Genomic DNA, 26455 nt, shown 5'->3' on the forward strand with positions numbered 1-26455 from the left:
GCTTCAGTCTATGGGCGCCTGAAGGAAATCCCGAAGCGCCATCAATTCTTCCTGCCCGATCTCGTGTCCGCCCCTGATGTAGAGGGCCCGGACATCCGCTTTCTGCCCCGCAAGATAGTCGACCAGTTGCTCGGTGAGCGCCAATGGGCGGGCCGGATCGTCCTGGCCGCCGGTGACGAGGATCCGTCTGCCCTGAAGTTCGGCGTTGCCGGGCGGCACCCACGACACGAGGGGATGCAGCAGTGCGGTTCGCTCGAACAGATCAGGATATTTGACCAGGAGTGCGGCGAGTTGGGTCGCCCCGGTGGCGTAGCCGATGCCATAGACGGCTTGGCGCGGATACAGCCGCCGCCTGTTGCCGATCGAGTGCGCCATGCCTTCCACGGAAGCTACGAGTGCCCGCATATTGCACAAGCCGTCGCCGATCGCAGATGAGCGCGCCGCATCGCTTTCGGCTGCGCCTTGGTTGACGACAACCAATTGGGAACCCGGCAGCGCATGGGTGATCAGCTGGGCGACCGCATCGTTCGGAGCGGGGTCGCAGAACGCGAATACGACCGGCGCGTCGGGGCTGAACGGTTCTCTCTGTTCGCTGGACGATGAGATTGTCATGTTTGCCGCTCCCTTATGGGAGACCGAAGGGCCGAGGTGGCAGCATTCACGCCTGCCTGATCTCTGCCAGCACCCACGTGCTTCTCCCGATGAAAGGATCGGCGCATTCATAACCGAAATGAATAGCAATAATATTGACAATATTATTTCATTTTCAGAAATTATAGCGCATGAGTGATTTGAGCGATATCCGGGTTTTCCTGGCGGTGGCGAAGCAGCGGAGCTTTACCGCCGCGGCGCGTCAGCTTTCGATGACGGCGCCGAGCGTCACGCGCGCCGTCAGTGCCTTGGAAGCGGATCTCGGCGTTCAGTTGCTGCTGCGTACCACACGCCAGGTCTCGTTGACCTCGGCCGGCGCGGTCTATGCGGCGCGCATCGAGCCCTTGATCCATCAGTTCGACGAGGCGCGCGAGGATCTGCGTGAGCAGCATGGCGATGTCGCCGGGCTGATCCGCCTCAATGCGCCGCTGTCGCTCGGCCAGCATATTCTGCCGGACATTGTCACCGGCTTTCGCGCCGAGCATCCGGGCACGCGGATTTCGCTGTCCCTGACCGACCGGCTGATCGATATCGTGACTGAGGATTTCGACCTTGCGGTGCGGGTGTCGGAGCCGCCACGCGACAAATCGACGATTTGGCGACGGATCTGTCCCGTGCGGCGCGTGCTCGTTGCCTCGCCCGGCTACCTCGCCAGGTTCGGAACCCCGCAGACGCCGGATGATCTCGATCGCCACGGTTGCCTTGCCTATGACGGAGAGGCGGTCGCGGAGACCTGGGAACTCTCGTCCGAAGGCCGGACGCGAAAGGTGAGGGCGGGCCAGTCGCTCGCCGCCAACAACGGCGAATTCGTTGCCAGGCTTGCTGAGAACGGCGAGGGCATCGCGCTTCTGCCGCTCTTCATCGTCGAGGACGCGCTGGCGCGGGGCGCACTGGTTCAGATTCTCCAAGGGTGGGAGGCGCCGCAGCTATGGTTGACCCTGTATTATCCGCCCTATGAACGACTGCCGCTCAGGGTTGCCAAGTTCTCCGATTTCTTCGAGAGCTACGTCACCGAGACGCGGCCGCTTTGAAGCGGCTGGATCATGCGGCAGGACCTCAAAACAGCGCCGTTTGCGGCCAAATGTGAGCAAAGGATACAAGAAATTACTGGCAGCACACCCCATGTTTTCCCGGATATGAGCGGCAATGGCGAGATGCCCCCTTGCGTCGGGTCTTTCGCATATCGAAGCGGATTGCACGCGTGCAGTGAATTCCATCGCCAGAAGGCGGGGGTGGACGAAAGATGACAGAGCCAAGTGGCATTGGAGCGTATTTCGGCGAGCCGAAGGCGCCGTTTCTCATGGTGCGGCCGGTACGGGACGCCCGGTTTTCGGTGACGCGTCTGCAGTGCCGGCTGAACGGAGAACTGAGCCGCATCGTGTCCCTACCGGCCGACGACGCCTATTTCCTGATGTTCTACTTCAAGGATGTCATGCATTGCGACCTGGTGCCGGGCGAAAGCGAAGGTGACATTCGCCACTACCGGCAGGGGTCGATCTGTCTCGTCGATCTCGCTGAGGGCGCCAGTATCCGGCTTGTCAGCGATCTCGATTCCCTCGCCTTCCATCTGCCGCGCGCCTTGTTTCGTGAAGTCTGCGAGTTTTCGCATGCTCCGGCCGCCACCAGTCTCAGGTGCCGTCGCGGCGAAGTCGACGACGTCATGCACAATCTCGCCTTGGCGCTGTTGCCACTTCTTGCCGAGAGCGAGGGGCAACCGGGTGCGGTGTTGCAGCACATCGCCGTCGCCATCTGCGCGCATCTTCTGCATTCCTACCCGGATCGCGCCCTTGCATCCGGCGGCCCCGGTCTCTCCGTATGGCAAGAGAAGGCGGCCAAGGAGTTCATGATCGACCATTGGGCCAAGGACTTTTCGTTTGCGTCAGCAGCGGCGTCTGCGAGCCTTTCGGAGGAGGATTTTGCCGCGGCTTTTGCATCCGTGACCGGCCAGACGCCGCAAGAGTGGTTGATGCGCTACCGGATCGGTCGCGCCAAGCGCTATCTCATCGAAGAGGGATGGTCGCTGAGCAAAACCGCGACCAGTTGCGGCTATGCCGACGAGGCCCGGTTCATCGAAGCCTTTCGCGAGGTGACGGGCGTGACGCCCGCCGTCTGGCGCGCGCGCTGGCTGCAGTGAGGGTATGATGCTGACCTTTGACGCTCGGCGATACATCGCTGGATTCGCCTCTTCATTGCGACAGTCAACCGTTGTAGCATCCGCCCGGCCGCTGAAGCGGGTGGCTGAGCTGGAAATCGGGAGACCCTGACCGATGGCCTTGCAAGAGGGAATGAGCGCAGACGAACGCACACCGCGTCCTATCGTCAAGCGGATCAGCGCCGGCGACATCACTGTCACGAGGACCTTTTCGGATCGCTTCGACCTGGAGGTCGGGCCGCTGATCCCGGTCGCCGATGCCTTCAACGTCATTGTCCAGATGCGTGACTTCGAGGCGCACCGCCTGTGGCGGCGCGGCGAACTTGTTTATGAGGGTGGGCACCCGAAGGCTTCGCTTGCGATCACCGACCTTCGCGACCAATGGCAGTGCCATCATCTGTCGCCCTTCGACAATGTCCGCTTCCACATCCCCTTTGCCTCGATGCGCAGCTTCACAGAAAGGGCCGGGCGCGGCGAATATGTGTCGCTTTCTCCCGTACAGGGGCGTGTGGATCCTGTCATGTTTGGCCTTGCCCAGGCACTGCTGCCTTCGCTCGACGAGCCGGAACGAGCCAATCTGCTGTTCGTCGAACAGATCAATCTTGCCGCATTGGCCTATCTCAGCCAGGCCTATGGCGGCCTGCACTTCCCCGTCGACAAGAAGGGGACGCTGGCGCCATGGCAGGAGAGGCTGGCGACGGAGTTTCTGGTCGCCCATTTCAACACGCCGTTTTCGATCGGCGATCTCGCTACCCAGTGCGAGCTATCGCGTAGCTATTTCAACAAGGCCTTCAAGGAGAGCTTCGGGCGCACGCCGTCCAGGTGGCTGTCCGAATATCGGATAGCGCGGGTCAAGGAGTGTCTGCTTCAGGACACGCCCCTTGCTGAAATCGCAATCCATTGCGGCTTTGCCGACCAGAGCCACATGACCCGGGTTTTCACCAGCCAGACGGGGGAAACGCCGGCGCGCTTCCGGAAAAAGAACCGGTCGGTCATCGTCGCTGTGGACCGACCTCCGCAATAACGTGGAAAGAGGGCGCGCCCTCATGCAAAATTTTCAAAACAGATGAAAAACGTGCAAGAATGATGCGGCGACCGGGGCAATCATAGGGCCGCTCCTGCAAACGATTTGGCGAACCCCAGAGTGAATCCTGTGCACGTTTTCCATGCGCACGGCGATCCGCATTCTTCGTTTTCGTCATCGCGGCAGGAAGATTTGCGGATGGTTTCGACACATAGGAGCGAAGACGATGACGAATGCTTCCGCTGCCTCGGCCGGAACCCGACGGCGCGACAGTCTCGGATGCTCGCTCGATCGGCTGGATGACGATAGGACGATCGAAGGCCGAGACATGGTCTTCTATCGCAAGCGGTCGACAGCGGGACCGCCGGGCCAGGTCACGACACCTGGCAACGGGCGGGGTTATCTGATCGGCCTGTCGCTTGTCGGCGGTCATAGCCGCCGCGTTTTTGGAGCGCACCACTCTGTGACCCAGGAGTTCAGCCAAAACTCGGTCTACGTCAGGAACTTTTCCGACGACTACAAGGCCGATCTCAAAGGGTCGTTCGATTTCACCTTGCTCGAAATCGGCCACGGAGCGCTCGAGCGCATCGCAGATGCGGCAAATGCTTCCGGCGTCAACGAGCTTCGGTCCGTTTCTGGCTCGCCCGACCCTGTTCTCGGCGGCATGCTCGGCGCTTTGTTTGCTTCGGTCGACGGATACACGGATAGAAGCGCGTTGTTTGTCGACCAGCTCTCGGTGGCAATCGGCGTGCATATGGTCCGGCAGTACGGCAACGGCCGTGGCGAGAGCCTGGCCGGGGGACGCAGGCTTTCGCAGCGCTGCCAGGCAAAGATCCGCGATCTGGTGCAATCCCGTTTGGATGGCGAACTGACCGTCGAGGAACTGGCTGCGACCTGCAACCTGTCGCAGGCGGCTTTTCTGCGTGCCTTTCGCGAGACCATGGGGAGCACGCCCTATCGTTGGTTGCTGCAGCAAAGGATCGAAAAGGCCAAGGATCTGCTGCAGTTCTCGCCCACATCCTTAAGTGAAATTGCGGTCGTCTGCGGCTTTTCGGACCAGAGCCACTTTACCCGGGCCTTTGCGCAGGCCGCGGGTGCCACGCCGCGCCAGTGGCGGCGCAGCCGGCAGTCGTAACCCTCTGAAACTACACGCGCCCTGCTGGCTGAAGGCGAGCGAAATTTTCAAAAATCCACCTTTGGCGACAAGAATGGGTCGCCGGTCGGCGGCATAGTTGGGCCTCTCCAATCGGAGCTCAGTTTCAACAGTAAGAGGTCACGACCATGTCTGCGACAGCGACCCCCGGCAAACTCCTCGTCTCGCCCAAGGACCACACCCTGATCATGATCGACTTCCAGTCGCAGATGTCTTTTGCGACCAAGTCGATCGACGCGGTGCTCCTGCGCAACAACGCAGCACTCGTCGCCAATGCGGCGGCAGGTTTCGGCGTTTCGACCATCCTCACAACGGTTGCCGAAAAGACCTTCTCCGGCCCGATGTTCTCCGAGATCACCGATGCCTTCCCCGGCCAGAAGCTGCTGGACCGCACGTCCATGAACACCTGGGAAGACGCGGCCGTGATCGAAGAAGTCAACCGCATTGGCAAGAAGCGCCTGGTCATGTGCGGGCTGTGGACCTCGGTCTGCATCGTCGGCCCGACACTTTCGGCGCTCGACCAGGGCTTCGAGGTCTATGTCATCGCGGATGCCTGCGGCGATGTTTCGGACGAGGCGCACGAGCGGGCGATGGACCGCATGGTGCAGGCCGGCGTCCGACCGATGACCTCGCTGCAATACATGCTCGAGCTGCAGCGCGACTGGGCGCGCACCGAGACCTACGACATGACCACCGGCATCGCCAAGAAGTTCGGCGGCTCGTACGGCCTCGGCATCATCTACGCCAAGTCGATGTTCGGCGCCTCCGAAGGCCACTGACAGAACGCCTCCGCGCTCCAGATTAACGCTCTGGCCGCCGCGCTGCGGCCGGAGCGGCACCTTTATCCCGTGAAGGAGTTGTGGCGATGAAGATGTACCTTCTCTCGCTCGGAGCCGGGCTGCTCGTCGGCGTCATCTATGCGCTGCTCAATGTCCGCTCGCCGGCGCCGCCGGTCATAGCGCTGATCGGTCTGCTCGGCATTCTCATCGGGGAGCAGTCCGTGCCCCTGGTCAAGCGCGCCCTCTCGGGTGAGCCGGTCAACCTCTCCTGGTTCAATCGGCAGTGCATGCCGCATGTGTTCGGCCATCTGCCCGGCGGGCAGGCCGCGGTTGGCGCGGTGAAGGATGCAGCCGGCAACGACGAGAGGGCCTGACGATGCCGACAAGACGCTCGTTCCTCGGTGCAGCCTCGTCGCTGGCGCTGCCCGCGCTCTTCTCGTCGGCCCGCACCGCCGGCGCCCAACAGACCGGAGATACCTCGATGACGCCCGACCTGATCCTTCACAACGGCCAAGTGACGACGCTCGACCGCGCCAACCCGATGGCCACCGCCGTTGCCGTTAAGGACGGCCTGATTCACGCTGTTGGTGACGACAGGACGATCATGGCGCTGGCGGGCTCAGGCACAAAGACGATCGACCTCAAGGGCAAGCGCGTCCTGCCGGGCTTGAACGACAACCATACCCACGTCGTGCGCGGCGGCCTCAACTTCAACATGGAGCTGCGCTGGGACGGCGTGCGCTCGCTCGCCGATGCGATGGACATGCTGAAGCGGCAGGTGGCGATCACGCCGGCGCCGCAATGGGTGCGGGTCGTCGGCGGCTTCACCGAGCACCAGTTCGCCGAAAAGCGGTTGCCGACGATCGACGAGATCAATGCGGTTGCGCCCGATACGCCGGTGTTCCTGCTGCATCTCTATGACCGGGCTCTCCTCAACGCCGCGGCGCTCCGCGCAGTCGGCTACACCAGGGACACGCCGAACCCTCCGGGTGGCGAGATCACGCGCGACGCCAGCGGCAACCCGACCGGGCTGCTCTTGGCCAAGCCCAATGCCGGCATCCTTTATTCGACGCTTGCCAAGGGGCCTAAGCTGCCCTTCGACTATCAGGTCAATTCGACCCGTCATTTCATGCGCGAGCTCAACCGGCTCGGCGTTACCAGCGTCATCGACGCCGGCGGCGGCTTCCAGAACTATCCGGATGACTATGCCGTCATCCAGAAGCTCTCGGACGAGGGCCAGATGACGGTGCGGCTGGCCTATAACCTCTTCACCCAGAAGCCGAAGCAAGAGAAGGACGACTTCCTGAAATGGACGTCGTCGGTCAAATACAAGCAGGGCAACGACTACTTCCGCCACAACGGTGCCGGCGAGATGCTGGTGTTCTCGGCTGCGGACTTCGAGGACTTCCGCGAGCCGCGCCCGGACATGCCGCCGGAGATGGAGGGCGAACTCGAAGAGGTCGTGCGCATTCTTGCCGAGAACCGCTGGCCCTGGCGACTGCATGCCACCTATGACGAGACGATCACCCGTGCGCTCGACGTCTTCGAGAAGGTCAACCGGGATATCCCGCTTGAGGGCATCAACTGGTTCTTCGACCATGCCGAGACGATCTCCGACCGCTCGATCGACCGGATCGCCGCCCTTGGCGGCGGCATCGCCGTGCAGCATCGCATGGCCTATCAGGGCGAGTACTTCGTCGAGCGTTACGGCCATGGCGTCGCTGAAGCAACGCCACCGGTGGCCAAGATGCTGGCAAAGGGCGTCAACGTCTCCGCCGGCACCGACGCGACCCGCGTCGCCTCCTACAATCCTTGGGTTTCCCTGTCGTGGATGGTGACCGGCAAGACCGTCGGCGGCCTGCAGCTCTACCCGCGCGCCAACTGCCTCGACCGCGAAACGGCGCTTCGGATGTGGACCGAAAAGGTGCAGTGGTTCTCCAACGAGGAAGGCAAGAAAGGGCGGATCGAAAAGGGGCAGTTCGCCGACCTGATCGTACCGAACAAGGACTTTTTCAACTGCGCCGAGGACGAGATCTCGTTCCTGACCTCGGAACTGACCATGGTCGGCGGCAAGATCGTCTATGCGGCGGGCGACTTCGCCGCCCACGACGAGAACCCGGTGCCGCCGGCAATGCCTGACTGGTCGCCGGTTCGCACCTTCGGCGGCTATGCCGCCTGGGGTGAGCCCGAGGGCGCCGGCAAGCGCTCGCTCCGGCGCACCGCGATCACGTCCTGCGGCTGCGCCAGCGATTGCGGCGTCCATGGTCACGACCATGCCGGCGCCTGGACGTCGAAACTGCCGATCGCTGATCTCAAGGGCTTCTTCGGCGCGCTCGGCTGTTCCTGCTGGGCGGTGTAGCGGAAGGGAGACGCAAAATGCGAACGATAGCCGGCAGCGTGGCGATGGCCGCGATTGCGCTCCTGATCAACGCATCGCTCGGACCGGAGCATGCCTCGGCCTCGCCGACCGAGGGCCTCCGGCACCCCTCTGCGAAAGTCGTCGTGAACCATTCGCCGGCAAAGCACGGAGCCTACTACCAGGGCATATCCCAGAGCGCGATCACGCCTTTGAAGTGGCCGAAAACCCGATGAGGGCGGCCTTGCCGCCCATCAAGCCGAAGACCGCCTGACAAGGAAACGAAAGATTGAGCCTCTCTTCCCTCGAAAACCATCTCGCCGCGCGCCTTCGACCGGGCCGTTCCGGCAACCCCTTCATGTTCGTCGGATTGCTGGCGCTCTGCTCGGCCTACATTCAGGGGCCTTTGACGAAGATCTTCGACTTCCCGGGCGCGCTTGCCGAGATGGAGCATTTCGGTCTCCATCCGGCGCCGCTCTTTGCGGTCGGCGTCATCGTTTTTGAGCTTGGGATGTCGGCTCTCGTTCTCTCGGGCTTTTATCGCTGGGCGGCGGCAGGCGCGCTTGCGGCCTTCACGCTCGCCGCCACCTTGCTTGCCTTCCGCTTCTGGGAGCTGCCGCCCGGCATGGAGCGTGCGATGGCGACAAACGGCTTCTTCGAACATATCGGCCTTGCAGGCGCCTTCGTGCTCGTTGCACTCTATGATCTGAGCGAACGTGCAGTCACGGGGAGGGGCGGCCAATGACGCAGGCAGCGACCAACAACGCCGGCACCTTCGCGCCCTTGCGCCAGAAGGTCTTCGCCGTCCTCTGGGTGGCGACGATCATCGGTAATACCGGCAGCTTCATCCGCGATGTCGCCAGCTCCTGGCTCGTCACCGACCTGTCGGCAACACCCGCTGCCGTCTCGATGATCCAGGCGGCCGCGACGTTGCCGATCTTCCTGCTCGCCATTCCCGCCGGCGTTCTCTCCGATATTCTCGACCGCCGCAAATTCCTGATCGTCGTACAGTTCCTGCTCGCCTCCGCGAGCCTTTGCCTGTTGTTCCTCTCCGCAAGCGGACTGCAGTCGGTGACCTCGTTGATTGCGCTGACCTTCGTCGGCGGCATCGGCGCAGCGCTCGTCGCCCCCACCTGGCAGGCGATCGTGCCGGAACTCGTGTCGCGGCCGGACGTCAAGGGCGCGGTCGCGCTGAACTCCCTCGGCATCAACATCTCCCGCGCGATCGGCCCTGCGCTTGGTGGTCTGCTGCTCGCCTGGTTCGGCGCGGCCGTCACCTACGGGGTCGACGTCATCAGCTATGTCTTCGTCATTGCCGCCTTGGTCTGGTGGCGACGGCAGGTGCCGGAGGACGACGCGCTCGCCGAGCGTTTTCTCGGCGCCTTCCGCGCCGGGCTGCGCTATGCGCGCGCCAGCCGCGAGCTGCATGTGGTGCTTTTGCGTGCAGCCGTGTTCTTCGCCTTTTCAAGTGCGATCTGGGCGCTGCTGCCGCTGGTCGCCCGCCAGCTTCTCGGCGGTGGCGCCAGCTTCTACGGCATCCTGCTCGGCGCCGTCGGCGCCGGCGCGATCGGTGGCGCGCTGGTGATGCCGCGGCTGCGCGCGCGAATGGATGCCGACGGGCTGTTGCTGTTGTCGGCGGTCCTGACCGCCGCCGTCATGGGCGTGCTTTCCTTCGCACCGGCGCAATGGGTAGCCGTGGCGGCGCTGCTCGTCTGCGGTGCGGCCTGGATCACGGCATTGACGACGCTGAACAGCACCGCTCAAGCAATCCTGCCCAACTGGGTGCGCGGACGCACGCTCGCCGTCTATCTGACCGTCTTCAATGGCGCGATGACCGGCGGGAGCCTTGCCTGGGGCGCGACCGCCTCGGCAATCGGCGTGCCCTTCACGCTCGCCGTGGCCGCCATCGGCCTTTTCTGCGTTGGCCTCGCCTTCCACGCCATGAAGCTGCCGAAAGGTGAGGCGGATCTCATTCCTTCCAATCATTGGCCGGAGCCGCTGACCAGCGAGCCGGTCGAACACGACCGCGGACCGGTTCTCGTCCTGATCGAATACACGATCGACAAGGCGGATCGGTCCGAGTTCCTGAAGGCGCTCGCCCGCCTGTCGCACGAGCGGCGGCGCGACGGCGCCTATGGCTGGGGCGTGACCGAGGACGCGGCCGATCCCGGACGGCTGGTCGAATGGTTCATGGTGGAATCCTGGGCCGAACACCTGCGCCAGCACAAGCGCGTGTCCAAGGCCGATGCCGACATTCAGGACGACGTCCGCCGCTACCACAAGGGGCCGGCCGCTCCGGTCGTCAACCACTTTCTCGCGATCAACCATCCCCATCTCGGTTGACGCGGACCGCACGTCCCGGCGCGGATCCCGCGCCGGGGGCCAGATCTCGAAGACATGTACCCAACCCAAACAAAGGAACCGTTCCCATGACCGAGAACTTCGTCAGGACTGAAGACGGCGTCGATATCTTCTACAAGGATTGGGGCTCGGGCCAGCCCATCGTCTTTCACCACGGCTGGCCGCTGTCGGCGGACGACTGGGACGCGCAGATGCTCTATTTCGTCAACAAGGGCTTTCGCGTCATCGCCCACGACCGCCGTGGTCATGGCCGTTCGACGCAGGTGAGCGAGGGCCACGACATCGCCCATTATGCGAAGGACGTTGCGGCGGTGACCACCAAGCTCGGCCTCAGCGATGCCATCCACATCGGCCATTCCACCGGCGGCGGCGAAGCGGTGGCGTATGTGGCGCGGCATGGGGGCGGCCGAGTTTCCAAGCTGATCATCGTCGGCGCCGTGCCGCCGATCATGGTCAAGACGGCGAACAATCCGGGCGGCCTGCCGATCGAAGTGTTCGATGGTTTCCGGGCGGCGCTTGCTGCGAACCGGGCGCAATTCTTCCTCGACGTTCCGAGCGGTCCGTTCTACGGCTACAACCGCCCCGGTGCCGAAGCGTCGCAGGGCGTCATCCGCAACTGGTGGCGCCAGGGCATGATGGGCAGCGCCAAGGCGCACTACGAAGGCATCAAGGCCTTCTCGGAAACCGACTTCACCGAAGACCTGAAGGCGATCGACGTGCCGACGCTCGTGATGCACGGTGACGACGACCAGATCGTGCCGATCGACGACAGCGCGCGACTGGCGGTGAAGCTGCTGAAGAACGGCACGCTCAAGGTCTACGAGGGTTATCCACATGGGATGTTGACAACCCATGCCGATGTCATCAATCCCGACCTGCTCGCCTTCATTAAGGCCTAAAGCTCGGGCACGGTCCGCGGTGTCCGGGTATTGCGGACCGTGCCGGGACAACGCTACTGCATGGTTCCCTATTCATCGCTGGTTTTGCGGACGGAACATGCAGCGCTTCGAAGCGCTACAGCGCCCTCTATGCGCCTCAAAGGCGCGCGGCGCTGTAGTGCCGGCGCCGCATCGACAACGGCGCGCAGCCGTAGTTGTCACCAGCAGATCATCGTCAGTGGTTTCAGCGCGCCCGCTTCGGTCGGCGAACCGCCCGGACGACGCCGCTCGGGCCGCCGCCACAGAAGAAGCGTTCGCCGCCATCGGATTCCAGGCCCGAGACGCCCATTCCGGACGGCATGGCGACCGTTTCAAGCACGGCTCCCGTTTGCGGATCGATGCGCCTGAGATCGCTTTCGTCGCCTTCCCAGGTGCCGTGCCAGAGTTCGCCATCGACCCAGGTCACCCCAGTCACCACGCGCTTGGATTCGATCGTGCGCAGGATTGCGCCGTTCTCGGGATCGATCTGATGAATTTTGCGGCCCCGATGCTGCCCGACCCAAAGCGCGCCCTCGGCCCAGGCAAGGCCGGAATCGCCGCCGCCGCCCGGTGCCGGGATCGTTGCGAGAATCTTCCCGGTTTCCGGATCGATCTTCTGGATGCGATCTTCGGCAATCTGGAAGAGGTGCTTGCCGTCAAACGCGGTGCCGGCATGGGCGGCGACGTCGATCGAACGGACAGGCGCACCGTTTTCCGGGTCGAAGGCGTTGATCGTATCACCGGCGGCAAACCACACGTTGCGGCCGTCGAAGGTGACGCCGTGGACCTGGTCTGCCCCGGGGAACGGGCCATAGATGTGGATGATTTCGGCTTCGGATCTTTTCATGGGGCTGATCCTATTCGTTTGGCAAAGGGCCGGGGAGTAACAAGACTGTCGGGAATGCGGCAATCGGCGGCACGACCCAACGCCGTGCCCGTCCGCGCCCGATCGGTATGACCTTGCCTTTCGAGGCGAGTTCTTCGAGCGCCCGCTGCACGGTGCGCGCGCTCGCGTCGAGCGCGATTGCGAGCGCTGAACTCGACCAGGCCTCGCCATCCGCCAGCAGCGCCTGCATGGTGGCATGCCGCTCGTCGACGGGCGGCGCAAGGACGACAACCTTGTGCTTACCGTGCGGCACCAGCCGAAAACCGTCGCTTGTCGCCTTGATATCTGCAAGCGGGCGCAGTTCCTCGCGCAGCCGGCCGATTTCGACGCGCAGCCTTGCGCGGTGGGATTCGTCGACATGCCGTGCGCCGAAGGCGCGGGCAAGCAAGGTGCGCCGCGAGACGTCTCCCGGCCAGGCTTCACCAAGCGTGCGCGCCAGCGCAAAGAGCACCGGCCGGGTGGCAAGCGTGCACAGGGTCGCTTGTCCTCTGACGAGGTTCCGGCAGGCATCGACGACCAGGGCGCCGGAAGCAAGCAGCTCTTCGACCTCGCCCAGCTGCAGCGAACGCTCTTCCCCTTCCGCCATCAGGCGGGCAGCCGGCGCTTTGAGCACGGCGGCCGCGTTCTCGACTTCGAGGATCAGGGCCGGAATGCCGGTCGCCCGTGCCGCCTCGTCCGCGCGCCTGAAGGCGGCGGTGGCGGCCTCGGTTCGCAGTCGGCGCACGGCGATGCCAGCGAGCGCCAATTCGTGGGCGGCTTTCGACAGCGGTGTCAGCCGTGCCGTATCGATGCCGGCAAGAAGGTCCTCGGCCTCGTCCAGCCGCCCGATCAAGAGCAGCCGCCGCGCGCCGAGATTACGGGCGTGGGCGGCGTTGAGGTGGTCGCCATGGGCTTCGAGCGTCGAGCGGGCGGCGTCGAGCGCGCGCGTCGGCCAGGAGAGGTCGCGGGAGACGATGGCGATCTCCGCCTCGGCGACGATGCACCGGGCCCGCGCCACCGCTTCCTTGGGGCCGAAGGCGCGCGCGGCGTTTTTCAGGAGGACCTTTGCGCGAGTGAAGTCGCCAAGCTGGGCCATCGCGATGCCGCGCAGCGCCAGTGCCGGCGGATCGTCACGCAGCGCCACCCGCTTCAGCGCGCCGAGCGGATCGCCCGACGCCAGTGCGCGTGCTGCGGCCGTGATCAGCGAATCCATCGAAATCCCGTCACACTTGTCACTCCCGCAAGCCGTGTCCCAGCTTTTATCTATCTCTCCGGTGGCAACCGACAACAGAAAGAAGCTTGGTCGCACAATCAAGCGGAAACAGTGGGGCGCATGCCTTCAAGACTGCATCGAATGTGAATCCGCAACTATTATGAAATTCTTTCGGAGCTCCTGTCGGCTCGGTGCCGGTGCGAGCGTCTTTCAATCGGGCGGATTCGTGGGGATGTCCCAGGTACGGTCCGCCGCGCGATCAGATTGCACAATTTGTCGGCGTGGCCGGACGTTCGGCCGGGCGGCTCGAAGGAGATTGCAATGACCAATTCGCATTACCGTTGGGTCATCGTGGCGGCGGGCGGCTTGCTCGGCTGCCTGGCGATCGGCGCCATGTTTTCGCTTCCGGTGTTCCTGCTGCCTATTTCGCGCGATACCGGCTGGTCGGTGACCGGCGTTTCGAGCGCCATGACCATCGGCTTCCTGGCCATGGCCTTTGCCAGCATCGCCTGGGGCAGCCTTTCCGACCGGTGGGGCGCACGCCCGATCGTGCTCATTGGCTCGGTGCTCCTGGCTGTCAGCCTGATGGCGGCAAGCTGGGCGACCTCGCTGATCGCCTTCCAGATCCTCTTCGGTGTCGTCGTCGGCACGGCGACGGCTGCGATCTTTGCGCCGATGATGGCCTGCGTCACCGGCTGGTTCGACACGCATCGGAGCCTCGCTGTCTCGCTCGTGTCTGCCGGCATGGGCATGGCGCCGCTGACGATGTCGCCTTTTGCCGCCTGGCTGGTTTCCGCCTACGACTGGAGAACCGCTCTCCAGATCATCGCGCTCGTCGTTGCCGTCATCATGATCCCGGTCTCGTTCCTCGTTCGCCAAGCGCCGGCCCTTGCCGGTGGCGCTGCCGCGGCGTCGCCCGAGGAAGAGCCGCAGTCGTCGATGACGCCCAGCCAGGTGCTGAAATCGCCGCTCTTCATCATCCTGCTCCTGACCAACTTCTTCTGCTGCGCCACCCATTCCGGCCCGATCTTCCATACGGTGAGCTACGCCATCACCTGCGGTATTCCGGTCATGGCGGCCGTGTCGATCTACAGCGTCGAGGGTCTCGCCGGCATGGGCGGCCGCGTCGTCTTCGGTCTGCTCGGCGACCGCTTCGGGGCCAAGCGCGTGCTGGTTCTCGGATTGCTCGCCCAGGCCTTCGGGGCGCTTGCCTATGTCTTTGCCGCCGGGCTCGGCTCGTTCTACGCGGTCGCGGCCCTGTTCGGCTTCATCTATGCGGGCGTCATGCCGCTTTATGCGGTGCTTGCGCGTGAGAATTTCCCCTTGCGGATGATGGGGACGGTGATCGGCGGAACGGCGATGGCCGGCAGCCTCGGCATGGCGACGGGACCGATTGCCGGGGGTCTGATCTATGATGCGCTGGCGAGCTACACCTGGCTCTATATCGGCTCCTGGGGCATCGGCCTCGGCGCGTTCCTGATCGCGCTCACCTTCCGGCCAGCGCCGCGCTACCAGCCGGTGGCGGCCGCGGCCTGATCCGAGCGCTGACCGCGAGAAAAAGGGCTCCGCCTGGGAGGGGGGAGCCCTTTGGATTGTTCTAACTCCAATCCGTCCGTCTTAGCGCTCATCTATCCGGACGGTTCGCGCACCGACATGCAGCGCCCGTCCCGCGCCCATTCCCATGATCGCCACGCCGATGCCGAGCGCGATGAAGAGAATGGCGCTGGCGGCGAAGCTGCCGGTCCAACTGCGGATGAAGCCGACAAGCAGCGGGCCAATGGCGGCAAGCACGTAGCCGACGCCCTGGGCCATGCCGGAGAGATGCGCCGCCACGTGGGAATCGGGCGAGCGCAACACGATGAGTGTCATCGCCGCGGCAATGAGGCCGCCCTGGCCGATCCCTTGCAGAACGGCCCAGACGAGCACCGTCGAGAGCGGCGCAAAGAGGATGCCGATCAGTGCGATGACGGCAGCGGCGACGAGCGCCACGCAGACGGCGCGCTGGTCGCGGCGACGGACGGCGAAGGAAGGCACAGCCAAGCATGTGACGACCTGCATCATGATCGACGCGGAGACCACCGCGCCGGCGGTTGCGGCATCGAGGCCACGCTCACGCAGGATCGGCGCCATCCAGCCGAAAACGCAATAGGCGAGCGCGGATTGCAGCCCCATGAACAGGGTCACCTGCCAGGCGAGCCGATCGCGCCAGAGGCCGACGACGCGGAAGCCGCTGTGGCGAGCTTGCGCCTTGCCGCGCAGCGCCTGCGGCGCCCAGATCATCAGTACGATGAGGGCGGGTACCGCCCAGGCCGCAAGCGCGCCGGACCAGGAGCCGACCACATGGTGTTCGATCGTCAGCGTCAGGCCGGCGGCGCTGGCAGCACCGGCGCAGAGCGCCATGGTGTAAAGGCCCGTCATCATCGCGGCCCGGTCGGGAAAGTCACGCTTGACGAGGCCCGGAAGCAGCACGTTGCCGATCGCGATCGCGGCACCCGCGGCGAATGTCGAAAGGAAAAGCAGCGGCACGGACTGGATGCCGCGCAGGCCGGTGCCGAGCGTGAGCAGCACGAGCACCCCGAGAAGCGTGCGTTCGGCGCCGAAGCGCTGCGCGAGCTTCGGCGCAAGCGGCGCGAAGAGGCCGAGGCAAAGCACCGGCAGGGTGGTGAGCACGCTGGCGCTTGCGGTGGAAAGGCCGGTCGCCTGCATCACTTCGGGCAGCAACACCGAAAGGCTCGAAAACAGCGGCCGGAGGTTGAAGGCGATGAGCACGAGGCTGGCGCCCAAAAGGATGCGGGCGTTGCGGCTCAGCACCGGTGGCTGCGGGGCTGGCACGCTGTCGGCCTCGGCATCGATCAGCTGATCTTCGATGTCCAGCGGTTCGACGGCTTCGGTTTTGGGGTCACGAAAAGTCTGGTTCATTGGGAAAGTAGCCGATCAAGTTCAGCGAGGACGGGGGCCATGAACGCCCGAACGGCGGCCGCGGCCTTGTCCGGGTCACTGGTCGCTATGGCCTCGACGATAGCCGCATGCGCCCGGTCGTCGGGCTCCGGCAGGTCGCCCGACAGCGTCGAGTGGATGGTTTCGAGAATGGCCAAGGTGAAAAAGTCATAGAGCTCTACGATCGCCCTGTTGCCGGAGGCTTCGACGATCGACCGGTGGAAAGCGATATCGCGTCGGCCGAAGGCTTCACGCCCGCCATCGGCAACCGTACCGCGGGCGAGAAGAAGGCGCTTCATCTGTTCCAGATCCTTGGGCGTATGCCGGAGCGCCGCCAGGCGGGCGGCTTCCACGTCGAGGGCCGCGCGCGCCTCCCATTGGTCGCGCAGGCTCGCCCGCTTGACGCGGTCAAGCGCGCCGGAACTGTCGACCGTCGAGCGGACATAGGTACCGGAGCCCTGGCGGGCGTCGAGCAGCCCTTTCGAGATCAGGACGCGAACGGCCTCGCGCACGGTCCCGCGGCTCACCGCCAGGAGTTCCGTCAGCGCCGTCTCGTTGGGAATACGCTCGCCAATGGCCCAGCGGCCGCCGAGGATTTCCGCCCGCAGGCTTTCGGCAGCGCTCTCGGCAAGGCTCGTACGATTGATCGGTTGCATCGTCTGCTCATCAAGTCATCAGATGATTTGACCGATAGGGCGAGGCGTTCGGAGAGTCAAGCGTGACGACGAGAGGGAGAGAAAGGTGTAGAGGGCGCGCGACCGCTCTTGCCGACCGCATTTGTCATCGGCTGGTAGCGCTGGTTCGCATACGCAACGAGCATCGCGCGCCGGTGGGGCGCGCGATGCTCAGGCTTTAACTACGGGAACCGGTTGCCGGCACGGTGCGATCTCAGTTGAGCCTGAGATCGAGGCCGGGGTGCAGCTTCTTGAGGTTCGGCAGCGATTTCGACTGCCACGGGATCTCCGAGGTTCCGCGCACCGTCAATTGCACGTTCGGGCGGTTGCGTGCCTCGATCGTCAGCTTGGCGAGCAGGTTGATCCCGGACGAGTTCAGGAACTGCAGTTCGGTGAGGTCGATCGTGACGTGCTCAGGCTCGGTCTCCAGCACGCCCATCACCGTCGAGAAGATCGGCGCATAGGCTTCCGTTCCCGGCAGCCGCATCGTGCCCTCAAAATGAATATCGTTGCCTTCGGACCAAACGCGATACTCTTCTTCGTCCTTGTTTTCCATGTTCACCGGCTCATCAGTTCGAGAGGTCTGGGACCGCAATGGAGGCATAAGTCTCCAATGAGGTTTCGCCGTCGTCACCCTGGGCGCCAAAAACCCAAGCGAAACGAACGCCATAATCGCTCATCAGCGTCAAAAGACCAAGCCCCGAGCCGCTCTTGCCGAGCCCGGTTGCGTTGGCTTCGATGCGCTCGATGAGCAGGTCGCCCGGGTCGCCGTCGGCGATCTCGGACAAAAGATCCTGGAAGCGCGCGGCCGCTTCGTTGTCGATCACGTTCGACACTTTCGTGCGGAAGCTTTGAGCCTCGAGGGCGGCCTCGACGACTACGGACCCGGAAGCGCGGAACTTCACGGCATTCTCGACCAGTTCGTTGGTCAGGTAGCCGATGTTGTGGCGCACTTCCCGATAGGTGTTGCGCGACGCGCGGTAGCGCAGCGCCGCCAGTTCCGCGACGAAATCCGAAGCCATGGCGCAATGCTTCCAGCTGAGATCCAGCGGCCCGTCGTAGAGACGCAACCGGGTCATCTTCTGGTGGGCGCCGATCGTCAGGTCCGCCAGTCCGTAGAGCGTGGTCATCTGATCACCTGTGTCTCATGACGACGAGTGTGATGTCGTCGTAGATCTTCTGCTTGCCGATATGCGCCATCAGGTCCTCGATGATACCCGATTTGACGTCCTCGGCGCTCTGTCCGTAAAACTTTCCGGCACTCTCGCACAGTCGCTCGATGCCAAACAGTTCGCCCTTGGCGTTCGCAGCCTCGGTCACGCCGTCCGTGTGCAGCACGATCATGTCGCCGCGACCGAAGGAGATCTCGCGGGTGGCAACAAAGCGCGAAATGTCCGATTCCAGGCCGATCGGCAGGCCGAGGTCGAGCGTGTCGATCCGCTCGATTTCAGCTCCCTTGCGAACGACGATCAGTTCTTCGTGCTGCCCCGACAGCGTCAGGCGGCCGGCGTCGTAGTCGAGGAAGGCGAGCGACAGATGCTTGTCAGTGTTGGTGCGCACGATGTTCTTGTAGATGGCGCGGTTGAGGCGATTGAGGAACTGCTCCGGGTCCATGTCGCCGGCTTCCTGCAGGGCTCTTGCGACCGACTGCACCATCAGCATCAATACGCCGCTTTCAAGGCCATGGCCGGTCACGTCGCCAATGCCGATCTTCAGCCGCTCGCCGTCGCGCAGGACGTCGTAATAGTCGCCGCCCACCTCGTCGGCCGGTCGCATATAGGCGGCGATTTCGAGATCGGCGATTTCCGCGAGCTCGCCTGCCTTCGGCAGCACCATCATCTGGATCTGCTTGGCAACGGCAAGCTCGGCGCCGAGCCGCAGGTTCTCGCTGCGCAACTGTGTGTTCAGCGTGGAAATCTGATGGTTGGCGTCCTCAAGCTGCTTGGTGCGTTCGGTCACCAGGTTTTCGAGGTTCTCGGTGTGGTAGCTGATCTCCTCAGCCATTCTGTTGAAGGCGATAGCGGCTTCACCGACCTCGTCGCGCGTGGTGATGGGCACACGGACGGAATAGTCCTTCGCCTCGATGCTGGTTGCCGCTCCGGCGAGCGCGCTGATGCCGCGGGTCACCCGCTTGGAGATGCCGAACACGGCGAGCGTGACGAACAGCAGCGAAGCGAGCAGGGCCAGGATCTGGTAGATGAGGATGCGGTTCGTCGCTTCGGAGATACTCGCCTGTGCCGCAAACAGCGAGGCGTAGATTTCCCGCTCCGGTACGACGATGCCGATCGACATGGTCTCGCGGCGCACCGGGCCGGATACCCAGAGGTTCTCCGGCTCGAGCTGCTTCAGGAGTATGAGATAGGGGACCTTCTCACCGGCTTCGTCGAGCAGCACGCGCTGAATGGCGCCATCGGTGCCGAGCGGCAGCTCGGCGATGGCGGGCTGCGCGCTGCGGCGCAGCGAGCGCTCCAGTCCGGTGACGCCTTGTCCACCCGTGTCGCTGGATCGCCGCAGGCCGATCACCTTTTCGCCGACCGGATTGATGGCAAGCACGTTGCCGTCGGACATCACCAGAAATCCGAAGCCGCTGTCGCCGACCTTGACGCTTTCGACGACCTCGGCCAGCTGGTCGAGCGTGATATCGGTTCCGGTCGCTCCGGCGACACCCTTGCGGTCGGGTGTCCAGAGCGGCTGGAAGAAACTGACGATCAGCTTGCCCGAGGCCGCATCGGTGTAGGGGGCCGTCTGCGTGGTATCGGCTGCAACGGGCCTGAGGCTTGGGTTCTTCGCCCATTCCTCCCAGGAGTCGTACAGACCGGGGAAGAAGAAGTTCCAGAAGTTGGCTTCGTTGTGGCCGGGATAGAGACGGTCGAATGTCTGCGCCTGGTCCGCATAGGGCGCCATCCGCAAGATCGGCCGTTCCTTTGGCCCGACGTAGTACATCTGCAGTTTGGAGCGGCCGTGCTCAAGCAAGGCAGGCGCAACCAGATCGAGAACGGCACTGTTCTCGATATCGGCCTGCACCTCGGGCAGGGGTCGGTGGTCGGGGCCAAGCAAGTAGCTCCACACGCTTACGCTCGAGAGCTGCCCCGGAAGGTTCTGCGCCCACCCACCTTTGGCATCGTAGGTGACGGTAACGGATTCCGGTGCATGCCGCGCAAGCGCTTCACCGACGTCGGAGCGGCGCACGGGGCGGTCGATCTGCGCCTGGATTACGCCTGCGAGCGTGGCGACGTCGGCGTGAACCTGGCCGAGCAGAAGATTAACCCGTGCGGCCGTCGATTCCGCATAGGTGAGCATGTAATCTTCGTTGGCGTTTTGCAGGCCTTGTCCGACCTCCGTCGTCGCGTCGCGCGACAGCCTTTGAACGTTCCAGAGCGCCAAGCCGCCTGTCAGCAGGAGATCGAAGAGCACGGCGCTGCCGACCACCAGAACGAACTTGGCGCGAAAGGATCTCAAACCGAACCGGGGACGTTGGATATTGCTCGCGTTCATAGTGGTTTGCGCCCGGACGCTGCCCAGATCGGCCAGCCCGCATAACCCTTCGGATGCAGGGCAGCGAAGACGTGATCCCGGAAGCCCTGACGGAACCGCTCAATGAATTCGGGTGTTTCGCCGTGCCTCACCGCCATGTCCGCAAACATCTTCTCCCAGCCGGCGATGATATCGGCGAAATCCTGTGGATCACCGTCCAGATTGGTGACCATGAAGGATTCGACCAGGATGTCGTCGAAGCCCGTGTCGGCGAGATAGCGCCGGCTCTTCGGCCCGAACTCCACATCGATCTCGAAATTGGTCAAAAGCCGCGCGAGCTCATTGTAGGTCCATTGGATGCTTTGCGCTCGCGGCTCGCCGAGGCAGTGCGAGTTCTTCTCGTTGGTTATGTAGACGCGGCCGCCCGGCTTCACGATCCGATAGAGTTCCTTGAGAAGCAGCTCCGGCTGATTGAAGACCTGCAGCGAGTGGCGGCAGCTCACGAAGTCGAACTGGTTGTCCTCGAGCAGCATCTCCGACGCATCGCCGTAGGTGTATTCGATATCCGTAACGCCGAACTCGGCGGCCACCTTGCGGGCGTAGGCAAGGCTCGGCTTCGAGTGGTCGAGGGCGACGATCCGCGACGGCTGGAACTCCTTCTGCGCGAGCACGGCGAAATCGCCGATGCCGCAGCAGATGTCGGCCACGGCGATGCCGGGCCGCATGCCGTGGCGCGGCAGGATGGTGCGCTCGTGACGCCAGGTCAATTTCGTCTGCGCGCGAAGGATTGGAATGAAGCTCGTATCCTCGAAATAGTCCTGGCCGGGATAGAACATCGAATCGTAGACCTCTACTGAGATCTGCGGCTCGATCGTGCTCAGGTGCCGGAACATGCGCGTCGTCCAGCTGACGACGCTGGACGTGACGACGATCAGGCGCAGGTCCGACCGCTCGCGGCAGGCGTCGAGGGCCACCCGGATGAAGGCCTGGAAGGCCGTGTTGTTCATCTGGATGAGGCGCTTCACATCGATATAGAGAACGCCGCGCACCGTATCGATCGCTTCCCGCAGCGCATGGATACTCTCGGCGATTTCATCGATCGACCGCGGACGGATCGTTCCGGCAAGCGAGAAGATCTGGCTGTTCGGATCGAAGTCGACCTTGAAACGCTGAGGAAGGCTCGCTGCGATCAACTCACCATTCCTTCAAGGGGAAGATCCACGATCAGGGTGATGGCCGGGGCCGCCTCCTCGTCAAGCCGAAGACGGGCGTCATAGTTGACCGCGAGGTCCAGAAGCACCGATTCCCGGCTGGGGGCAAGGTCGTTGGAAATGGCGTCGAGATAGCGGGCCTGGACATCGCTCTCGCGGGTTTTCGAGACCGCCTCGCGATAGAAGCGCGCCTGACCAGGCGGGCATGGAAAGCTCAGTTGAACCCGTTCCGTGGCGCCTTGGCGATAGATCGACAGGCCGATCTTTCCGTCGGTGGTGCCGCCGCGAAACGAAACTTCCAGAAGCTCGTTGAGGGCGGAGGAAAAGAAGTTCGAATGCCGTACCGGATCGGTCCTGTTGTGGCTGATCATCCGGGCGAGATAGCTCGAGACATGATCGCAATGGTGCCAGTCCGAAAGGAAATCTTCCATCTCCATATCAAACTGAAGCAGCGGCTCGAAAGCCGCTTCCGTGGTCTTGTTGACACTAGCACCCATGCAGCAATGTCCTCCGCACCCCGAACTCTGCCACGGCCATACGCCACTTTCTATAATGATTTCTAACCACGCAACCCGGGATCTTGCAGAAAGACAACCCGGGTTTTACCTCGCGTCGCATCGGGCGCAACGCACGGATGCGGAGGCTACAGCGTTGCCATTGCAGATGAGCGGCGAAGATAGGCGCCGATCGCGTCCGCCGGCATGGGCATGCCCAGGAAATAACCTTGTAGACGGTCGCAACCCTCTTTTCGAAGCCAGACGGCCTGCCCGATCGTCTCGACACCTTCGGCGGTCACGCGCATGCCAAGACCGTGAGCAAGACCGATGATCGACCGGACGATCGTCTGGCTCTTTTCGTCGCTTTCCAGATCCTTGATGAAGTAGCGATCGATCTTGATCGTATCGAAGGGGAAATTCTTGAGGTAGCTGAGCGACGAATAGAAGGTGCCGAAATCGTCGAGCGAGATCTGGATGCCGAGCACGTTGAGCGTGTTCAGCGTGTCGAGATTGTTGGTCGTGCGTTCAAGCAGCACCGATTCGGTGACCTCCAGCTCCAGCCGGTCGGCTCTCAGGCCCGACATGTCGAGCGCTTGGGCGATCCGGTCTGTCAGGCCTTCCCGCAGGAACTCCGCCGGCGACAGGTTGACGGCGACGGTGAAGTGCGACGGCCAGGTGGCAGCCTGCCGGCAGGCCTCCTCCAGAACCCATTGGCCGATTTCGTTCATCAGGCCATCGGCTTCCGCCATCGGGATGAAGACATTGGGCGGGATCGTTCCGACCAGCGGATGGTGCCACCGCACCAACGCCTCGAAGCCGACGATCGAAAACGGTGGTTCGACGAGCGGCTGGTACTCGATCGAAAACTGCCTGTCCTGCAGCGCGGTGCGCAGACTGCGGCGCAGCATCTCGCGCTGTTCCAGCACGATCAGCATGGAGCGGCTGAAGGTCTTTGCCCGGCCCCGTCCGTCCTTCTTGGCGGCATAGAGCGCGATGTCCGCCGCCTTCATCAGCTGCTCGATGTCGTTTCCGTCATTTGGCGCAATGGCAATGCCGATGCTGGCGCCAACGAAAACGGAGATGCCGTCGATGGTGAAAGGTTCGCTGAATGCCTCAATCAGGGCTTCTGCGAGATATTCGGCGTCCGCCGGCTGGTCGCTTTGCCGCTGGATGACGGCGAATTCGTCGCCGGCCAGACGATAGGCGACTTCGCGGTCGCGAAGTGCGCCGCGAATGCGCTCGGCCGCCATCTTGAGGACGGCGTCGCCGGCGCCGTGGCCCAGCGTGTCGTTGACCGGCTTGAAATCGTCGAGGTCGATCTGCATCAGCGCCAGCTTCTCGCCGGGTGTCGGCAGGATGCTTTGCAGGTCGTCGCTGAACTGCCGCCGGTTGGGCAGGCCCGTCAGCACATCGTGGGTCGCCTGGTGCAGCAGCAGCGCGCGCTCGCTTTCGCCATGGCTGCCGACCTCGCGGCGTGTGGCGCGGCCGCTCGTTTCGAGCACGCCGATGCCGCGCATGGCGCGGAAGACGAGCAGCGTGCGTCGCGACTTGGTAACGGCGTCGACCACTTCGACGCTGCGCGGCACGCCGTAAGCGATGACGGATTCGACCGCCGCCTTGGAAACGGGCGCAAGCAATTCGGGATAGAGGTGCCACAGGGTGGCATCGACGAGCGTGCCGACTTCGTAGGTTTCCTGCAGCGCCGGCGAGGCGCTGGTCAGATGAAAGGCTTCGTCATAGAACGAGAGGACTTCGTCCATATGAGCCGCAACGGGATCCTGCACTGAAGCTGAAGCAGACAAGGTTGCATCAGTGTCCGGCATGCTTGCCTTTCCCTCTCTGTTTCGAACGCGCCGGAAGAATACAAAAGCCCGCTCCGGCGGAGCTCCGGTTCGGCTCGTCCTTCTGCAAAGCTACCGCGTCGCCCGCCCGGGTCAATGCCAATAGGCTGCCTGCGATCTTACCTGTGGAAACCTCGCTTCGAAGCATGGCGAGCGCTGCTCGATATCCTTTGCCCCACACGGTTGTATATAAGCTTCCTCTTGTATCATTTGCCATCATTGCATGCAATTTGGGGCGGAACGGCTGTGGGCGCTTCGGCCCCGCCTGCGCGCATGTCCCATTGTGGGACGCCGTATCAACAGGGGTTTCAGGTGTCTACTGCGGCCGGTCGCAGTCAAGCAAACGGCACATACGCCTGGGCAACAGACCTAGTTGGCTCCGTTTAAGTATCGGTTAACCATAAAGGAAGTTTTCAGGGGATTATGTGGCTTCACCCATCCCGCGATCACCCGGAATTAAGAACCACGGGCCCGTTGGCCACCGGGTTGCCGGTGGCCAATCGCTGTCATGCTCAGTGCGTGCTCAGAATCACGTCGGTCTTCTGGAAGGTCCGGACGTCGATCAGGCCCTTGTCGGAAATCCTGAGTTCCGGGATGACGACGAGCGCCAGCAGCGAGTGCTGCATATAGGCGTTGTTCAGCCGGCAGCCGCAGGCGCGCATCGCCTCGACGATAGCGGCGGCCTTTTCGGCGACGATCTCTGCCCGCTGGTCCGACATCAGCCCGGCGACGGGCAGCTCGACCAGGGCCAGTTCGCGGCCTTCCTTGATGACGACGATGCCGCCGCCGACCTCGTGCAGGCGGTTGGCGGCCATAGCCATGTCCGCCTTGTTCGTGCCGACGACGATCATGTGGTGGCTGTCATGCGCGACGGTGCTCGCCATGGCGCAATCGCAGTCATAGCCGAAGCCGGAGACGAAGGCGTTGACCACGTCGCCGGTGCCGCGGTGGCGCTCGACGAGTGCGATCTGGCAGACGTCGTTGGCCCGGTCCATCTGCACGAGGCCGTGTTCGATCGCGACTTCGGCCTGAAGCGCCCGCGTCGGCGCCTGGTTCTCGACGACGCCGATCACGTTGACCCGCGCGCGTGTCGCCCGTGCGTTGGATGGGATGTGGAAATCCGCGGCCGCCAACAACCGGCCGAGGTGGACGGTGTTGCGGGCGCTTTCCGGGTAGACATAGGCCGGGATATCGCGCGCCAGTGCGCCGTTTTCGGCCATCAGCTCGCCGCGGGCAAAGACCATTTCGATCGGCAGCGCGGCGAGATCCGAGGTGACGATCAAGTCTGCCCGGCGACCCGGTGCGATCGAGCCGATTTCGCGCTCGAGGCCGAAATGCTGCGCGGTGTTCAGCGTCGCCATCTGGATCGCGGTGACGGGCTTCAGGCCTTGCGCGATGGCATGGCGGACCACGCGGTTCATGTGTCCGTCGTGAACCAGCGTGCCGGAATGGCTGTCGTCGGTGCAGAGCAGGAAACTGCGCGGGTCGAGGCCGGATTCGGTAACGGCCTTGATCTGTGCCGCAACGTCGTACCAGGCCGAGCCGAGGCGCAGCATGGCGCGCATGCCCTGGCGAACACGGGCGATTGCGTCGTCGACCGTCGTGCCTTCATGGTCGTCGGCCGGGCCGCCGGCGGCATAGGCGTGGAACTCGCGGCCGAGATGCGGCGAGGCATAGTGTCCGCCGACGGTGAGCCGCGCATCCTGGGTGGCGGCGATTTCGGCCATCATCTTCGGGTCGTTTCCGGCGACGCCGGGGAAATTCATCATTTCGCCAAGGCCGATGACGTTCGGCCAGGCAAGCGCCTCGGCAACATCCTCAGCCGAAAGCTCGGCGCCGGCGGTCTCGAGACCCGGCGCACTCGGCACGCAGCTCGGCACCTGGACGAGCACGTTGATCGGCAGGCTCTGCGCTTCCTCATTCATCAGCCGGACGCCGTCGAGGCCAAGCACGTTGGCGATCTCGTGCGGGTCGATGAACATCGTGGTGGTGCCGTGGGGAATGACCGCGCGGGCAAATTCTGTGACGGTGACGAGACCGCTTTCCACATGCATGTGCGCGTCGCAGAGGCCGGGAACGAGATAGCGGCCGGCGGCGTCGACGACCTTGGTGCCGTCGCCGATCGTGTGGCTGGCGTCCGGGCCGACATAGGCGAAGCGGCCGGCTTTGACGGCGATGTCGGTGCCGGGGATGATTTCGCCGGAGTAGACGTTGACCCATTTGCCGTTGCGGATCACGAGATCGGCGGGCTTGCGGCCCATGGCGACGTCGACCAGTTCGGGTGCGGTCTTCGACCAGGATTGAAGCATGACAGTTTCCTTCGGATGGGCGATGTCGGCGCCCCACCATC

At 63.7% G+C, this 26455-nt stretch carries 24 protein-coding genes; 12 read left to right on the top strand and 12 right to left on the bottom strand.

The features are described 5' to 3' along the window. Positions 1 to 3: 3 nt before the first annotated feature. The gene (locus IB267_RS21140; protein WP_192449427.1) at positions 4 to 612 is read right to left on the bottom strand and encodes an alpha/beta hydrolase; all 609 of its coding nucleotides are present in this window, start codon (positions 610 to 612) and stop codon (positions 4 to 6) included. Positions 613 to 782: 170 nt separating this feature from the next. Between IB267_RS21140 and IB267_RS21145 the strand changes: the two genes are divergently transcribed. From IB267_RS21145 to IB267_RS21195, 11 genes are all read left to right on the top strand, one after another. Further along, complete coding sequence (locus IB267_RS21145; protein WP_192449428.1) at positions 783 to 1682, top strand: LysR family transcriptional regulator; 900 nt, start codon at positions 783 to 785, stop codon at positions 1680 to 1682. Positions 1683 to 1894: 212 nt separating this feature from the next. Further along, complete coding sequence (locus IB267_RS21150) at positions 1895 to 2785, top strand: helix-turn-helix transcriptional regulator (protein ID WP_192449429.1); 891 nt, start codon at positions 1895 to 1897, stop codon at positions 2783 to 2785. A 133-nt stretch (positions 2786 to 2918) separates the two neighbouring features. Further along, complete coding sequence (locus IB267_RS21155; RefSeq protein ID WP_192449430.1) at positions 2919 to 3827, top strand: AraC family transcriptional regulator; 909 nt, start codon at positions 2919 to 2921, stop codon at positions 3825 to 3827. 226 nt (positions 3828 to 4053) lie between these two features. Beyond that, positions 4054 to 4962 (top strand): helix-turn-helix domain-containing protein, encoded by a 909-nt coding sequence (locus IB267_RS21160; protein ID WP_192449431.1) that lies wholly within the window; start codon positions 4054 to 4056, stop codon positions 4960 to 4962. Between the two features lie 146 nt (positions 4963 to 5108). Further along, positions 5109 to 5759: a hydrolase gene (locus IB267_RS21165; protein WP_043623178.1), complete on the top strand. Its 651-nt coding sequence runs from the start codon at positions 5109 to 5111 to the stop codon at positions 5757 to 5759. Positions 5760 to 5845: 86 nt separating this feature from the next. After that, the gene (locus IB267_RS21170) at positions 5846 to 6133 is read left to right on the top strand and encodes a XapX domain-containing protein (protein ID WP_192449432.1); all 288 of its coding nucleotides are present in this window, start codon (positions 5846 to 5848) and stop codon (positions 6131 to 6133) included. Between the two features lie 2 nt (positions 6134 to 6135). Then, positions 6136 to 8118 (top strand): amidohydrolase, encoded by a 1983-nt coding sequence (locus IB267_RS21175; protein ID WP_192449433.1) that lies wholly within the window; start codon positions 6136 to 6138, stop codon positions 8116 to 8118. Positions 8119 to 8135: 17 nt separating this feature from the next. Beyond that, positions 8136 to 8351, top strand: coding sequence for a hypothetical protein (locus tag IB267_RS21180; RefSeq protein ID WP_192449434.1), 216 nt, complete (start codon positions 8136 to 8138; stop codon positions 8349 to 8351). Positions 8352 to 8473: 122 nt separating this feature from the next. After that, positions 8474 to 8860, top strand: coding sequence for a DoxX family protein (locus IB267_RS21185; protein ID WP_192450004.1), 387 nt, complete (start codon positions 8474 to 8476; stop codon positions 8858 to 8860). After that, on the top strand, positions 8857 to 10458 hold the full coding sequence (locus tag IB267_RS21190) for an MFS transporter (protein WP_192449435.1): 1602 nt from the start codon (positions 8857 to 8859) through the stop codon (positions 10456 to 10458). The genes IB267_RS21185 and IB267_RS21190 overlap by 4 nt, the downstream gene beginning before the upstream one ends. A gap of 86 nt (positions 10459 to 10544) precedes the next feature. Further along, positions 10545 to 11375: an alpha/beta fold hydrolase gene (locus IB267_RS21195; protein ID WP_192449436.1), complete on the top strand. Its 831-nt coding sequence runs from the start codon at positions 10545 to 10547 to the stop codon at positions 11373 to 11375. A 223-nt stretch (positions 11376 to 11598) separates the two neighbouring features. Here the strand turns inward: IB267_RS21195 and IB267_RS21200 are convergent, their stop codons facing one another. Together IB267_RS21200 and IB267_RS21205 are read right to left on the bottom strand one after the other, a co-directional pair. Next, positions 11599 to 12240, bottom strand: a complete 642-nt coding sequence (locus IB267_RS21200; RefSeq protein ID WP_192449437.1) for a DUF5074 domain-containing protein — start codon at positions 12238 to 12240, stop codon at positions 11599 to 11601. Positions 12241 to 12250: 10 nt separating this feature from the next. Then, positions 12251 to 13471, bottom strand: a complete 1221-nt coding sequence (locus IB267_RS21205; RefSeq protein WP_192449438.1) for a helix-turn-helix domain-containing protein — start codon at positions 13469 to 13471, stop codon at positions 12251 to 12253. Between the two features lie 321 nt (positions 13472 to 13792). Here IB267_RS21205 and IB267_RS21210 point away from each other — a divergent pair, with 321 nt between their 5' ends. Further along, positions 13793 to 15007 (top strand): MFS transporter, encoded by a 1215-nt coding sequence (locus tag IB267_RS21210; RefSeq protein ID WP_192449439.1) that lies wholly within the window; start codon positions 13793 to 13795, stop codon positions 15005 to 15007. 81 nt (positions 15008 to 15088) lie between these two features. On the opposite strand, the gene IB267_RS21215 is transcribed toward IB267_RS21210, so the two are convergent. The 9 genes from IB267_RS21215 to ade form a co-directional block, all read right to left on the bottom strand. After that, a complete protein-coding gene (locus tag IB267_RS21215; protein WP_192449440.1) occupies positions 15089 to 16390 on the bottom strand; it encodes an MFS transporter in 1302 nt (433 codons plus the stop codon). Beyond that, on the bottom strand, positions 16387 to 17064 hold the full coding sequence (locus tag IB267_RS21220) for a FadR/GntR family transcriptional regulator (RefSeq protein ID WP_192449441.1): 678 nt from the start codon (positions 17062 to 17064) through the stop codon (positions 16387 to 16389). The genes IB267_RS21215 and IB267_RS21220 overlap by 4 nt, the downstream gene beginning before the upstream one ends. A 232-nt stretch (positions 17065 to 17296) precedes the next feature. Beyond that, a complete protein-coding gene (locus tag IB267_RS21225; protein ID WP_043624455.1) occupies positions 17297 to 17638 on the bottom strand; it encodes an STAS domain-containing protein in 342 nt (113 codons plus the stop codon). A gap of 13 nt (positions 17639 to 17651) precedes the next feature. Next, entirely contained in the window at positions 17652 to 18212 is a 561-nt protein-coding gene (locus IB267_RS21230) for an ATP-binding protein (protein WP_043624452.1), read from the bottom strand. Between the two features lie 4 nt (positions 18213 to 18216). Next, positions 18217 to 20577: a SpoIIE family protein phosphatase gene (locus tag IB267_RS21235; RefSeq protein WP_192449442.1), complete on the bottom strand. Its 2361-nt coding sequence runs from the start codon at positions 20575 to 20577 to the stop codon at positions 18217 to 18219. Further along, positions 20574 to 21749 carry a class I SAM-dependent methyltransferase gene (locus IB267_RS21240; protein ID WP_043624447.1) on the bottom strand — a complete coding sequence of 392 codons (1176 nt, stop codon included), beginning with the start codon at positions 21747 to 21749 and terminating at the stop codon, positions 20574 to 20576. The genes IB267_RS21235 and IB267_RS21240 overlap by 4 nt, the downstream gene beginning before the upstream one ends. Further along, positions 21746 to 22264, bottom strand: a complete 519-nt coding sequence (locus tag IB267_RS21245; RefSeq protein WP_192449443.1) for a ubiquinone biosynthesis methyltransferase UbiE — start codon at positions 22262 to 22264, stop codon at positions 21746 to 21748. Before IB267_RS21245 ends, IB267_RS21240 begins: the two co-directional genes overlap by 4 nt. Positions 22265 to 22410: 146 nt before the next feature. Next, positions 22411 to 24087: a bifunctional diguanylate cyclase/phosphodiesterase gene (locus IB267_RS21250; protein ID WP_192449444.1), complete on the bottom strand. Its 1677-nt coding sequence runs from the start codon at positions 24085 to 24087 to the stop codon at positions 22411 to 22413. A gap of 530 nt (positions 24088 to 24617) precedes the next feature. Next, complete coding sequence (gene ade, locus IB267_RS21255) at positions 24618 to 26414, bottom strand: adenine deaminase (protein ID WP_192449445.1); 1797 nt, start codon at positions 26412 to 26414, stop codon at positions 24618 to 24620. Between the last annotated feature and the right edge of the window lie 41 nt (positions 26415 to 26455).

Origin of the sequence: Ensifer sp. ENS09 (assembly GCF_014852425.1) — a bacterium.
Taxonomy (GTDB): domain Bacteria; phylum Pseudomonadota; class Alphaproteobacteria; order Rhizobiales; family Rhizobiaceae; genus Ensifer.